Raw genomic sequence first — 12,691 nt, forward strand, 5'->3', positions numbered from 1 at the left:
GCAGTGGCCACCCCCGGGGCTGGCCCGGGCCCGTAAAGTCCGTCAGAGACGCTTGTGGAGGGCGTCGGCGGCGGCCACCAGATCGGCCGCCCAGCGGGCGCCCGGCCGGCGGCCCATGCGGTCGATGGGCCCGGATACCGAGACGGCCGCGACCACCCCGCCCGCGGCGTCGCGCACGGGCGCGGACACGCTGGCCACGCCGGCCGCGCGCTCGGCCGCGCTCTGCGCCCAGCCGCGCCGGCGCACCTCGGCCAGGGCCCGCTCACCGAAGACGGCCTCGGGCAGGATCGTGCGCTGCAACTCGGGATCGGCCCAGGCAAGTAGCACCTTGGCGGCCGAGCCCGCGGTGAGCGGCAGGCGCGCCCCGATCGGCACGGTGTCGCGCAGGCCCGCGGCGGGTTCCATGGCGGCCACGCAGACGCGGGCATTGCCGTCGCGCCGGTAGAGCTGCACGCTCTCGCCGGTGATCTCGCGCAGGCGCGGCAGGATGGTGGCGGCGGCGTCGAGGAGCGGGTCGCTGGCGGTTGTCGCCAGCTCCGACAGGGCCGGGCCGGGCCGCCACAGACCCTGGCTGTCACGGGCCAGCATGCGGTGGGTTTCCAGGCCCACGGCCAGGCGATGCGCGGTGGCGCGGGGCAGGCCGGTGCGGGCGCAGAGCTCGTTGAGGCCGCAGGGTTGCTCGGCTACGGCGTGCAGGACGGCCATCGCTTTGTCCAGAACCCCGATACCGCTATGCTGTCTCATAGAACGATATTAACGTCTCGCATGTTGGGAAATGCAAACCAGCCGCTCCCAGCTCGGACGCCAGTCACCGCGCACACCACCGGGCGTGGGTATGTCAATCGAGAGGTGAGCAGTTATGGCCGACCGGCCACGCACTCTGGCGGAGAAGGTCTGGGACCAGCACGTCGTCGTCCGCGGCGCGGGCGAGGGCGCGAATCGCGAACCCGACCTCATCTATATCGACCTGCACCTGGTGCACGAGGTCACCAGCCCGCAGGCGTTCGACGGACTGCGTGCCGCGGGTCGCCCGGTGCGCCGCCCGGATCTCACCATCGCCACCGAGGACCACAACGTCCCGACCATCGACATCGACAAGCCGATCGCGGATCCGGTGTCGCGCCTGCAGGTCGAGACGCTGCGCAAGAACTGCGAGGAATTCGGTGTGCGCCTGCACTCGATGGGCGATCTCGATCAGGGCATCGTCCACGTGGTGGGCCCGCAGCTGGGCCTGACCCAGCCGGGAACCACGGTGGTGTGCGGTGATTCGCACACCTCCACCCACGGTGCGTTCGGCGCGCTGGCCATGGGCATCGGCACCTCGGAAGTGGAGCACGTGCTGGCGACGCAGACCTTGTCGCTGCGCCCGTTCAAGACCATGGCCATCAATATCGACGGGCAGCTGCCCGCGGGCGTCACCTCCAAGGACGTGATCCTGGCGGTCATCGCGCAGATCGGCACCGGCGGCGGCCAGGGCTATGTGCTGGAGTACCGCGGCGAGGCGGTGCGCGGCATGTCCATGGAGGCCCGGATGACCATGTGCAACATGTCGATCGAGGCCGGCGCCCGCGCGGGCATGGTCGCGCCCGACGAGGTCACCTACGAGTTCCTGAAGGGCCGCCCGCACGCGCCCGAGGGTGCGGACTGGGACGCCGCCGTGGCCGCCTGGGACGCCCTGAAGACCGATGAGGGCGCGGTTTTCGACGCGGAGGTCCACATCGACGCGTCCGCGCTGACCCCCTTCGTCACCTGGGGTACCAACCCGGGACAGGGTGCGCCGCTGGGCGACTCGGTGCCGGATCCGGAGCAGATCTTCGACGAGAACGAGCGCGCGGCCGCCGAGAAGGCGCTGCAGTACATGGACCTGCGGCCGGGCACCCCGCTGCGGGATGTCGCCGTGGACACGGTTTTCGTGGGTTCGTGCACCAATGGCCGGATCGAGGATTTGCGTGCGGTCGCAGACATTCTGACGGGCCGAAAGGTCGCGGACGGTGTACGCATGCTGATTGTGCCGGGCTCGATGCGGGTGCGGCTGCAGGCGGAAAAAGAGGGTCTGGGCGAGATTTTCACCGCCGCGGGCGCGGAATGGCGCCAGCCCGGATGCTCGATGTGCCTGGGTATGAACCCGGATCAGCTTTCCCCCGGTCAGCGCTGCGCCGCCACCTCGAACCGGAACTTCGAAGGGCGACAGGGCAAGGGCGGTCGCACGCACCTGGTCTCGCCGCTGGTCGCCGCGGCCACCGCGGTGCGCGGAACCCTGTCCTCACCTGCGGATCTGAACTGATCACATTCCGGTAGCGGCCCAGATACCGCTGCCCCCACAGACTCAGGAGAATCACCGATGGAAGCCTTCAAGGTCCACAAGGGGATCGGCGTTCCGTTGCGCCGATCCAATGTCGACACCGACCAGATCATCCCGGCGGTGTATCTGAAGCGCGTTACCCGAACGGGTTTCGAGGACGGCCTGTTCGCGGCATGGCGGACAGATCCGAACTTCATTTTGAACACCGAGCCCTTCAATCGGGGTAGTGTGCTGGTCGCTGGTCCGGATTTTGGTACTGGATCCTCACGTGAGCACGCCGTTTGGGCCTTGAAGGACTACGGGTTCCGGGTGGTGATCTCGTCTCGCTTCGCCGACATCTTCCGCGGGAACGCAGGCAAGGACGGGCTTCTGACGGCCCGGATGGCGCAGAGCGATGTGGAATTGCTCTGGAAGTTGCTCGAGGAACAGCCGGGTTTGGAATTGGCGGTGGACCTCGAGGCGCGAACCGTGTCGGCCGGAACGGTCGTGTTGCCGTTCGATATTGACGACTACACCCGGTGGCGCCTGCTGGAAGGGCTGGACGACATCGGGCTCACTCTCCGGCACGGTGATGAGATCGACCGGTTCGAAAACGCAAGGCCGACTTGGAAACCCGCCACCATTCCGGCCCGTATTTCGCAGACGTAATCATTGATGGGCGTTAGCTGAACCCCCTCAAACCAGGTAGCTGAGCGTGTGCCATGCGTCATGTATTTCCGCGTGGCACATAGACTCTTGCCCGGAAAGGGTTTACCGTGGTACCTAGTCGGTCCGACGACGGGCCATTAGTCTGCGGAGGATTCAATGAACAAGGCGGAACTGATCGATGTTCTGACCGAGAAGTTGGGTACTGACAGGCGCACCGCTACTGCTGCAGTCGAGCAGATGGTCGACACGATCGTGCGTGCTGTGAACAAAGGTCAGAGCGTCACCATCACCGGATTCGGTGTCTTCGAACAGCGTAAGCGGGCCGCCCGGGTTGCTCGTAACCCGCGCACCGGCGAAACCGTCAAGGTGAAGCCGACTTCGGTGCCGGCGTTCCGTCCCGGCGCTCAGTTCAAGGCGATCATTGCCGGCAAGCAGAAGATCGCTTCGAGCGGCCCGGCCGTGAAGCGCGGTGTGGCCGCCCCGGTTTCGGGTAAGGCGACCGCCAAGAAGACCACCGCCAAGAAGGCGGCCAAGAAGGCTGCCACCAAGGCGCCGGCCAAGACCACGGCCAAGAAGGCCGCCTCGAAGGCGCCCGCCAAGAAGGCCACGGCCAAGAAGACGGTGGCGAAGAAGACGGTCGCGAAGAAGACCCCGGCCAAGGCCACGGCTGCCAAGAAGACCACGGTCGCAAAGAAGGCCACCAAGGCCACCGCTTCGAAGGCCACCGCCAAGAAGACGGCCAAGAAGGCTCCCGCCAAGAAGACCGCGGCCAAGCGCACCGCACGCCGGTAGCAAGGCCACAACCCGTCGCTGACGGGGGTTTTCGAGCAGGACGAAACGTGAAACGGCCCGGCATCGCCGGGCCGTTTCGCATGTGTGCGGGTGGGTTGGGGGCTCGATGGGGGCTGGAAATCGGCAGGGCGCCGGGTGGATTCGGCCGGACAGGGGCCGGTACGGCTTCGTTCCAAAGGTTCTCGGTGGGCCGGACCGCCGGCCGGCGGGGAAAAAACGCCCGCCGACGGGCCGGAAAGCCGTCAGCCCCGAGGGAGATCGGTCGGGGTGAGAGCGCGGTCGAGATGGTCGGCCGCGATCAGGCGGCCGTCGTGGAAGGACAGCACCCAGACGCTGCCCTTGCGGTTACGGGCCGGCGGCAGGCTGATGCCGTCGTCGGCGGCCCACCACTCCAGCAGATCCGGAATCACCTTGCCCTGACTCGAGATCACCCGCACGGTGTCGGCGGAGACCAGGTCGCGGGCGCGTTTGCGGGCGGCATCGGGTGCTGCCGCATAACCGGATTCGGAGAACAGCGGTTCGAGTTCCACGTCCACACCCAGCTTTTCCGCCAGCGGGGTCACGGTTTGGACACAGCGGGCCGGTGGGGCGGAGACGATTTCGGCCGCGCCGAAGGCGAGCAGGTTCGGCACCAGGGCGCGAGCCTGTGCGCGACCGGCCTTTTCGAGCGGCCGCAGCTCGTCGTCACCGGCGAAACGGTCGCTGCGACCGGCCTTGGCATGCCGCACCAGCAGCAGGGTGGCGGTTTCGGCGGGCTGGCGCAGAAAGTTCCGGACGATGCTGCGGTCCATGGGATAGGACAGGGCGTCCATCACGGTGTCGAGGCGGCGCCAGTCCAGGACGTCGACCTCGAGATTGGATTCGAACTCCCCGTCCAGCACCCGGGCGGCCCAGTAGTCCACTCGCTTGAGCTTGCGATGCCCGGTCACCGGATACGTCACGTGGCCCAGATAGCGGCCCAGGCGCGAATTCAGGCCCGTTTCCTCGGCCACCTCGCGCACGGCCGTGATCACCGGCGTCTCACCGGGATCCATTTTCCCCTTGGGTAGTGACCAGTCGTCGTATTTGGGCCGGTGCACCAGGGCGATCTCGAGCGCCCCATCCGCCGCTGACCGCCACAGCACCGCGCCCGCCGCCAGAATATTGGCGGCCACGCGGGGATCGGCGAAATCGGCGGCAGGATCGAAGTGGGCCGGGCTCACTGGCGATCCGGACGTCGCAGCCGCATCAGGTAGTCCTGGTGATCGCGGATCTGATCGGCGGGGACGTCGGGGCCGGGCTGGGCCGCCCAGCTGCCGTCGGCCTGCAGCACCCAGCAGCGGGTGGCCGGGTGCAACGCGGAGTCGAATACCCGGCCCAGCTGCTCGGTCAGCTTCGGATCCTTCACCTGCGCCAGCACTTCCACGCGCCGGTCCAGATTGCGGTGCATCATGTCGGCGCTGCCGATCCAGTACTCGTTCTGCGCCTGGAAGTGCAGGACACGCGAATGTTCCAGGAAGCGGCCGAGAATCGAGCGCACCCGGATGTTCTCGCTCATGCCCTCCACCCCGGGACGCAGCCCGCAGATGCCGCGCACCACGATGTCGACCGACACACCGGCCTGGGAGGCGCGGTAGAGGGCGTCGATGATCTGCTCGTCGACGATGGCGTTGGCCTTCAGCCGGATTCGTGCCGGTTCGCCCTGGGCGGCCAGTTCGACCTCGCGCTCGATGCGTTCGACGATGCCGGCGCGCACGCCGGTCGGGGCGACCAGCAGGTTGCGGTAGTTGGCCTTTCGCGAGTACCCGGTCAGCGAGTTGAACAGGTCGGTGAGGTCCGCGCCGATCTCCGGTGCGGCCGTGAGCAATCCGACATCCTCGTAAAGACGCGCGGTCTTCGGGTTGTAATTGCCGGTGCCGATGTGGCAGTAGCGACGGATGGTGGCACCCTCGCGCCGCACCACCAGGCAGGTCTTGCAGTGGGTCTTGAGCCCGACCAGGCCGTAGACCACGTGCACGCCGGCCTGCTCCAGCGCCCGCGCCCATTTGATATTGGCCTGCTCGTCGAACCGGGCCTTGATCTCGACCAGCGCGACCACCTGCTTACCGGCCTCGGCGGCGTCGATGAGCGCGTTGACGATGGGGGAGTCACCCGAGGTGCGGTACAGGGTCTGCTTGATGGCCAGTACCTGCGGGTCGGCGGCGGCCTGCTCGATGAACCGCTGCACGCTGGTGGAGAAGGAGTCGTAGGGGTGGTGCACCAGTATGTCGTTCTCGCGCAGTGCGGCGAAAACGTTTCGGGGCGTTTCGCGTTCGCCGAACGCCGGCGGGGTGGCCGGGACGTAGGGGGCGTCCTTGAGGATGGGGCGGTCCACACCGTAGATCTGCCACAGGCAGGACAGGTCGAGCAGGCCGGGCACCTGGATGACGTCGGCCGGGTCCACGTCGAGTTCGCGCAACAGCAGATCGAGCATGTGCTCGGTCATGTCGTCGGAGACTTCCAGCCGCACTGGGGATCCGAAGCGGCGGCGGGCGAGTTCGCGCTCCAGGGCCTGCAGCAGGTCCTCGTCGCGGTCCTCCTCGACCTCCAGGTCGGCATTGCGGGTGATCCGGAACGAATGCTGTTCCACCACTTCCATTCCCGGGAACAGCTGATCCAGATGCGCGGCGATCAGCTCCTCCATGGGGAGGAAGGCGGCCATGGAGGAGCCTTGTGCCGCAGCGGAATCACGGCTTGGGGCGGCGTTGCCGGCCGCGACCCTGCGGACCCGGACGAAGCGATCCACATTGTCGGGCACCTTGACTCGGGCGAAGTGCTCGCCGCCGGTGACCGAATCCTTCACCGTCACGGCGAGATTCAGGCTCAGGCCACTGATGTAGGGGAACGGGTGGGCCGGGTCGACCGCCAGCGGGGTCAGCACCGGGAAGACCTGATCCTGGAAATATCCGGAGAGGCGCTGCCTTTCGGTGTCCTCCAGGTCCGCCCAGCGGATGATGGCGATGCCCTCGGCGGTCAGCGCGGGCAGCACCTGGTCCAGGAAGACGCGGGCATGGCGCTCGGCGATCTCCTGGGTGCGGACGGCGATCATCTCGAGCTGCTCGGTGGGGGACAGGCCGTCGGCCGACCGCACCGACAGTCCGGTTTCCGCGCGGCGCTTCAGACCGGCCACCCGGACCATGTAGAACTCGTCCAGATTCGACGCGAAAATGGCGAGGAATTTGGCGCGCTCGAGCAGCGGCTGGGAATGGTCCTCGGCGAGGGCGAGGACGCGGGCGTTGAAATCGAGCCAGCTGAGTTCCCGATTGACATACCGGTCCGCCGGGAGCGGCGCTATGACAGTGGGCGGTGGGGTTGCCGTGGGCGGCGCCGCCGGTAGTAGCGGCGATTGCTTGACGGTATCCGTATCGCTCACTCTCACGATCATTCCTTATGTCGCGGGTGGGGTGCCGAACTGACACCGTCCATTGCAGCGCAGATCACGCCGCGTCAGCACAGTGAGGATCCGGCTCGGTACATATCTTCGATTCCTCGACGCGTCTGCGACACGCCGATTTCATGCAGCAGCGCGCCGGTGGCTCTGCCGACCCCGAGCGCGGCAGCGCGCTCGAGATCCGCGGCGGTGTCGACGTCCTGCCGCAGCCCGGGCCACGCGCCCAGCAACTCCACCGCGCCGCCCGCGACGTGACGGCGGGCGGAGTCCGGACCGAAAAGCGGGTTCAACGCGGCGGATCCGCCGCGCACCAGCAGGGCGACGGTGCCGCTGCCCTCATGATCGGCGACCACCGAGCGCTGATGCCCGGTGCTCGCCAGCATGTCGCAGAGTTCGGCCGGGCGCAGCGCGGGCAGATCCGCTTGCAGGGCAAGCAGATCGACCGGGCCGTGGGCCTTCCGCACCGCGGCCGCGCCCGCGGCCAGGGCGGCGTTCAGTCCGCTGGTGTGCGGCGGGATCGCGGCGGGTTCGGGGTGGACCGTCGCGCCCAGGTCGCGAACCAGATCGGCGACCGCCGGATCGGGGGTCACCACCGTCACCGAGGCCACCCCGCGGGCGGCGGCCGCGGCGGTCACCGTGTCCGACAGCATGGCCAGCACCAGGCGCGGCCGCTGATGCGCGGGCAGCCCGTCGGACAACCGACTCTTGGCGAGTCCGAGATTCTTGACCGCGATGACCGCGTGCACGGCTGTATTCACTGTGCCCTCCGCTTCGCTCCGGCCGCGCGCATGCCCGAATCCTCCCACTCTTGGATGACGGCCGTGTGAGCGGCGTCGAATTCCAGGGGATGCCACAACGGCATGGCTCCGATCACACACGCATATATTGAGCAGATGGCAAGGGCAGCGGTGTTGGGCGCGGGGTCGTGGGGGACCGCGTTCGCGAAGGTGTTGGCGGACGCGGGAACCGAGACCACCATGTGGGCTCGACGGCCGGAGGTGGCCAAAGTGCTTGCCACCGAGCATCGCAATCCCTGGTATCTGCCGGATGTCCCGCTGCCGCCGATGGCCGCAACCGATGACCCCGCCGTTGCACTGGACGGGGCCGACATCGTGGTGCTGGCGGTGCCGTCACAGTCGCTGCGCACCAATCTCGCGGCCTGGAAGGACCTGATTCCGGCCGACGCCACCCTGCTGAGTCTGGCCAAGGGCATCGAGACCGGGACCCTGTTGCGCATGAGCCAGGTCGTCGCGGAGGTCAGTGGCGCGGATCCGAGCCGGATCGCAGTGCTGTCGGGCCCGAACCTGTCGCACGAGATCGCGGCCGGCCAGCCCGCCGCGACCGTGGTGGCCTGCCCGGACGTGGCGCGGGCCGAGGCGGTCCAGCACGCCTGCGCCACCGGCTATTTCCGGCCGTACACCAATTCCGATGTGATCGGCTGCGAGATCGGCGGCGCCTGCAAGAACGTCATCGCGTTGGCCTGCGGCATCGCCTCGGGAATGGGGTTGGGTGACAACTCGATCGCCACCCTCATCACCCGCGGGCTGGCCGAGATCATCCGGCTCGGGGTGGCCGTGGGCGCGGAGCCGGTCACCTTCGCGGGGCTGGCGGGTGTCGGCGATCTGGTGGCCACCTGCACCTCGCCGCTGTCACGCAATCGCTCCTTCGGGCGCGCGCTGGGTGCGGGCGGCACCATGGAGACCGCGCTGGAGGCCACTCATGGCCAGGTCGTGGAGGGTGTGAAGTCCTGCACATCGGTGCGGGCGCTGGCCGCGGCGCACGGGGTGGAAATGCCGCTCACCAATGCCGTGCACCAGGTGTGCCACGAGGGGCTGTCGGCGGCCGAGGCGGTCGGGCAGTTGCAGGGCCGCCGCCTGAAATCGGAATGACCTACCCCTGGTAGGGGCGACCGTGTAACACTGCCGCCATATTCGACCGGGTACGGTTCGGGGCATGACCAACAGGACCAGGGTGGCGGTGGTGTTCGGCGGCCGCAGCAACGAGCACGGGGTGTCGTGTGTCTCGGCACGCACCGTGCTGGCGAGCCTCGATCCCGAACGGTACGAGGCGGTTCCGATCGGCATCACGCGCGACGGCACCTGGGTGCTCGGCGACGCGGATCCGCGGGCGCTGTCCGCGCAGGATCGGGCGCTACCCACGGTCGATGAGCAGGGCACCGCGCTGGCGCTGACCGCCGATCCCTCGCGCGGCGGCGCCCTGGTGCCGCTGGACGGCGCCGACACCGTGCTGGGCGCCGTGGACGTGGTGTTCCCGGTGCTGCACGGCGCCTTCGGTGAGGACGGCACCCTGCAGGGTCTGCTGGAGCTGGCCGAACTGCCCTATGTCGGTCCGGGCGTGCTGGCCAGCGCGGCCGGGATGGACAAGGAGTTCACCAAGAAACTCCTTGCGGCCGAAGGTCTTCCGATCGGTATGCAGGTGGTGCTGCGGCCCGGCGTAGCGACGGTCGCCGACGCCGACCGGGCCCGCCTGGCGCTGCCGGTCTTCGTGAAGCCGGCCCGCGGCGGGTCGTCCATCGGCATCACCAAGGTGGACAGCTGGGACGAGCTCGACGCCGCCATCGAGACCGCGCGCCGCCACGACCCGAAGGTGATCGTGGAGGCCGGCATCGTCGGACGCGAAGTCGAGTGCGGCGTCCTGGAGTTCCCGGACGGCCGGGTGGAAGCCAGCGTGGTGGCCGAGATCCGGATGCCGGAGGACGACGCCGAGGCGCCCGAGTTCTACGACTTCGACACCAAGTACCTCGACGACGTCTGCGAGTTCGACGTCCCCGCCAAGCTGGACGACGATGTGTCCCAGCAGATCCGGGAGCTGGCGGTGCGGGCCTTCCGGGCGCTGGACTGCCAGGGCCTGGCCCGCGTCGACTTCTTCGTGACCGCCGAGGGGCCGGTCATCAACGAGATCAACACCATGCCCGGGTTCACCGCCATCTCCATGTACCCGCGCATGTGGGAGGCCACCGGCATCGACAACCGGACGCTGGTGAGCACCCTCATCGAGACGGCTCGCGCGCGCGGCACCGGCCTGCGCTGACCGCACCTCCGGCGGCCCGGTTCATCAATTCGGATGAGGGACCGGGCCGTTCGCATGCGACCTGCGGGTGACGGCGGCCGCCTCGGTCCGCGCGTAGCCTCGATCAGGTGATCGTGGCTCTGACGATTCCCGGCCTGGCACTGCTGATCATCGCGGTGGCCTTCGCCGATGTGGCCTTCCGCAGGGTGACCGGGCGCACCGCGCTGCCGTGGATGCGGGCCGAGCACGGTGACCGCAGCGCGGCGGCCATCGGCCTGGAGCAGTTCGACGCGACGTTCAACTCCGCCAAGCGGCACGAGATGGAGCAGCGGCAGTCGGTGCTGATGCACCGGGAGAATCCGGGCGACGGGGACGAGGGCGTGGATATCGACCTCACGGCCGGGAAGGCCATCCTCCGCAAGCTCTGACGAATGGAGCAAGCACCGACAGATAAATATCTGTCGGTCCGGCTGCCGTTAGTTCGGGATCGGGTTCGGGTCGATCGGCTTCTGCGGGATCGTCTGCTGGATGGCCGCCGAAATGTCCTGCAGCGGACCGGGTCCGGCATGGTCGGGCATGGTCAGCGCTATATAGACGCCCCGGTCCACCGCCCAGTAGGTGCCGGAGGTGACACCGCTGGTCTGGTCGCGCACCTCGAACCAGTTGACGCCCGTGTCGCCATTGGCCGCTTTGCTGGTCTGAATCTGGTTCATGCTCGAGGACTTGACGAATTCCAGCGGCCGATCCAGGCCGCAGCGCACCACGATGGGATCGCCGCCGTCCGGCAGCTGCCAGGCGTGCGTGGCGGTCGGTGCGGGCTGCACCAGCTCGGAGGTGGTGTAGTCGCCGATCTTGTCGGGCAGCGCGGGCATCAGGGCGGCGCACTCCGGGCCGGACGCGGTCGGCGCGGGCACGGCGCCCAGGACCAGCGGGTCGCGGCTGTGATGACGATTGGCCAGCACGCCCATGACGAGCAGGCCGACGACCAGCGCGACGGGGAGGGCGACGGCGGTGGCGATGAGCGCGGGGGAGCGGCGGACCTCATAGCCGTCGTCCGATTCCTGGCTCGCCGCAGCCTCTTCGACGGCGTCTGCGTCTGAATCCTTCGACTCCGTGTCGTCCGAGTCCTTCGACGCCGAGGTGTCCGAGTCCTTCGACGCCGAGGTGTCCGAGTCCTTCGACGCCGAGGTGTCCGAGTCCTTCGACGCCGAGGTGTCCGAGTCCTCCGACGCCGAGGTGTCCGAGTCCTCCGACTTCGCGGCGTCGGCGGTCTCCGCCGCCGTAGCGTCCGTGGTCTCCGCCGCCGGGGCGTCGGCAGCCTTCGCCGCGTCGGCGTCGGTTGCGTCGGTGCGCTCCGGCGTGGTGTCCGGTTCGGTGCCGCGGGTGTCGTTGCTCATCCGGTCGTCGGTCCCCGATCGTGGCGTGCCGGGCACGCGTCCCGGCTGCTGGTCGTCGATTGCGGGTTCGAGGGTACCGTCGAGCGGTCAGGCGTCCGCATCACACTCGTCCCGAAGGAGACCGCCATCACCGCCAGCAGCAGGCCGCAGTCCGTTCCGGCCGCCCGCACCGTGGGCGAGCTCGGGGAATTCGGGCTCATCGCGCTGGTGAACCAGGGGCGGACGCAGACGCCCGGGGTGCTGCTCGGTCCGGGCGACGACGCGGCGGTGATCGCCGCGCCCGAGGGCCGGTTCGTGGTGACCACCGACATGCTGGTGCAGGACCGGCACTTCCGTACCGACTGGTCGAGCGCGCACGATATCGGCCGGAAGGCCATTGCCCAGAACGCCGCGGATGTGGTCGCCATGGGCGCGGTGCCCAGCGCCTTCGTGGTGGGCCTGGGCTGCCCGTCGGACACCCCGGTCGAATTCGTGCGCGCGCTGGCGGACGGCATGTGGGCCGAGGCCGGGCGGGCCGGAGCCTCCATCGCGGGCGGCGACATGGTGCGCAGCCCGCTGCTGATCATTTCGGTGACGGCGTTCGGCGATCCGCGCCGCGCGCCCATCAAGCTGTCGGGGGCGCGGCCGGGCGACGTGGTGGCGGTGGCCGGGCGGCTGGGCTGGTCGGCCGCGGGGCTGGCGGTGCTGACGGCCGGGGCCGATGCCGCCGAGTTCGCGGACGCGGTTGCCGCGCACCGGGTTCCGCGGCCGCCCTACGCGGCGGTGCTGGAGCTACCGGACACCGCGGAGATCACCGCTCTGACCGATGTGTCGGACGGGCTGCTCGCCGATCTCGGGCATATCGCCGAATCCTCCGGTGTGGCCATCGATCTGGCGACGGCGGCGCTGGCCGATCCCGGGCTGGCGGCGGTGGGGAAGGCACTGGGCGTCAACCCCCTCGACTGGATTCTGGCGGGCGGCGAGGACCACGCATTCGCAGCGACTTTCGCCGATTCGGGCGATTTGCCGGAGGGCTGGGTGCGCATCGGACAGGTCCGCGCAGGCGCGGGCGTCACCGTCGACGGCACCCTCCGGTCCGGACCGGGCGGTTGGGAATCCTTCGCATAGCCGGGT

Annotated in this window: 12 protein-coding genes; 7 read left to right on the forward strand and 5 right to left on the reverse strand. The window is 68.9% G+C overall.

The features are described from left to right. Window positions 1–42 precede the first annotated feature (42 nt). Complete coding sequence (locus ABZ909_RS10525) at window positions 43–744, reverse strand: IclR family transcriptional regulator (protein ID WP_356997627.1); 702 nt, start codon at window positions 742–744, stop codon at window positions 43–45. 115 nt (window positions 745–859) lie between these two features. Between ABZ909_RS10525 and leuC the strand changes: the two genes are divergently transcribed. The 3 genes from leuC to ABZ909_RS10540 all read left to right on the forward strand — a co-directional run bounded on the left by leuC (window position 860) and on the right by ABZ909_RS10540 (window position 3,742). Continuing rightward, on the forward strand, window positions 860–2,284 hold the full coding sequence (gene leuC / locus ABZ909_RS10530; RefSeq protein WP_356997629.1) for a 3-isopropylmalate dehydratase large subunit: 1,425 nt from the start codon (window positions 860–862) through the stop codon (window positions 2,282–2,284). A 57-nt stretch (window positions 2,285–2,341) separates the two neighbouring features. Next, window positions 2,342–2,950, forward strand: a complete 609-nt coding sequence (gene leuD, locus ABZ909_RS10535) for a 3-isopropylmalate dehydratase small subunit (protein ID WP_356997631.1) — start codon at window positions 2,342–2,344, stop codon at window positions 2,948–2,950. Between the two features lie 156 nt (window positions 2,951–3,106). Beyond that, complete coding sequence (locus ABZ909_RS10540) at window positions 3,107–3,742, forward strand: HU family DNA-binding protein (protein ID WP_356997633.1); 636 nt, start codon at window positions 3,107–3,109, stop codon at window positions 3,740–3,742. Window positions 3,743–3,984: 242 nt separating this feature from the next. On the opposite strand, the gene ABZ909_RS10545 is transcribed toward ABZ909_RS10540, so the two are convergent. From ABZ909_RS10545 to cofC, 3 genes are all read right to left on the reverse strand, one after another. Then, window positions 3,985–4,944, reverse strand: a complete 960-nt coding sequence (locus ABZ909_RS10545; RefSeq protein WP_356997634.1) for a bifunctional NUDIX hydrolase/histidine phosphatase family protein — start codon at window positions 4,942–4,944, stop codon at window positions 3,985–3,987. Beyond that, entirely contained in the window at window positions 4,941–7,145 is a 2,205-nt protein-coding gene (locus tag ABZ909_RS10550) for an RNA degradosome polyphosphate kinase (protein ID WP_356997635.1), read from the reverse strand. The genes ABZ909_RS10545 and ABZ909_RS10550 overlap by 4 nt, the downstream gene beginning before the upstream one ends. Before the next feature lie 62 nt (window positions 7,146–7,207). Beyond that, window positions 7,208–7,909, reverse strand: a complete 702-nt coding sequence (gene cofC / locus ABZ909_RS10555) for a 2-phospho-L-lactate guanylyltransferase (RefSeq protein WP_356997636.1) — start codon at window positions 7,907–7,909, stop codon at window positions 7,208–7,210. Window positions 7,910–8,044: 135 nt separating this feature from the next. On the opposite strand from cofC, the gene ABZ909_RS10560 reads away from it, so the two are divergent. The 3 genes from ABZ909_RS10560 (at window position 8,045) to ABZ909_RS10570 (ending at window position 10,609) form a co-directional block, all read left to right on the forward strand. Continuing rightward, window positions 8,045–9,040, forward strand: a complete 996-nt coding sequence (locus ABZ909_RS10560) for an NAD(P)H-dependent glycerol-3-phosphate dehydrogenase (RefSeq protein ID WP_356997637.1) — start codon at window positions 8,045–8,047, stop codon at window positions 9,038–9,040. Between the two features lie 64 nt (window positions 9,041–9,104). Further along, window positions 9,105–10,202, forward strand: coding sequence for a D-alanine--D-alanine ligase family protein (locus ABZ909_RS10565; RefSeq protein ID WP_356997638.1), 1,098 nt, complete (start codon window positions 9,105–9,107; stop codon window positions 10,200–10,202). A 107-nt stretch (window positions 10,203–10,309) separates the two neighbouring features. After that, window positions 10,310–10,609, forward strand: a complete 300-nt coding sequence (locus ABZ909_RS10570) for a DUF6191 domain-containing protein (protein ID WP_356997639.1) — start codon at window positions 10,310–10,312, stop codon at window positions 10,607–10,609. A gap of 48 nt (window positions 10,610–10,657) precedes the next feature. On the opposite strand, the gene ABZ909_RS10575 is transcribed toward ABZ909_RS10570, so the two are convergent. Then, window positions 10,658–11,578, reverse strand: coding sequence for a DUF3515 family protein (locus ABZ909_RS10575; protein ID WP_356997640.1), 921 nt, complete (start codon window positions 11,576–11,578; stop codon window positions 10,658–10,660). Between the two features lie 171 nt (window positions 11,579–11,749). Here ABZ909_RS10575 and ABZ909_RS10580 point away from each other — a divergent pair, with 171 nt between their 5' ends. Continuing rightward, on the forward strand, window positions 11,750–12,685 hold the full coding sequence (locus ABZ909_RS10580; RefSeq protein WP_356997642.1) for a thiamine-phosphate kinase: 936 nt from the start codon (window positions 11,750–11,752) through the stop codon (window positions 12,683–12,685). Window positions 12,686–12,691: the final 6 nt, after the last annotated feature.

It is taken from the genome of Nocardia sp. NPDC046763 (assembly GCF_040645495.1).
Lineage (GTDB): Bacteria > Actinomycetota > Actinomycetes > Mycobacteriales > Mycobacteriaceae > Nocardia.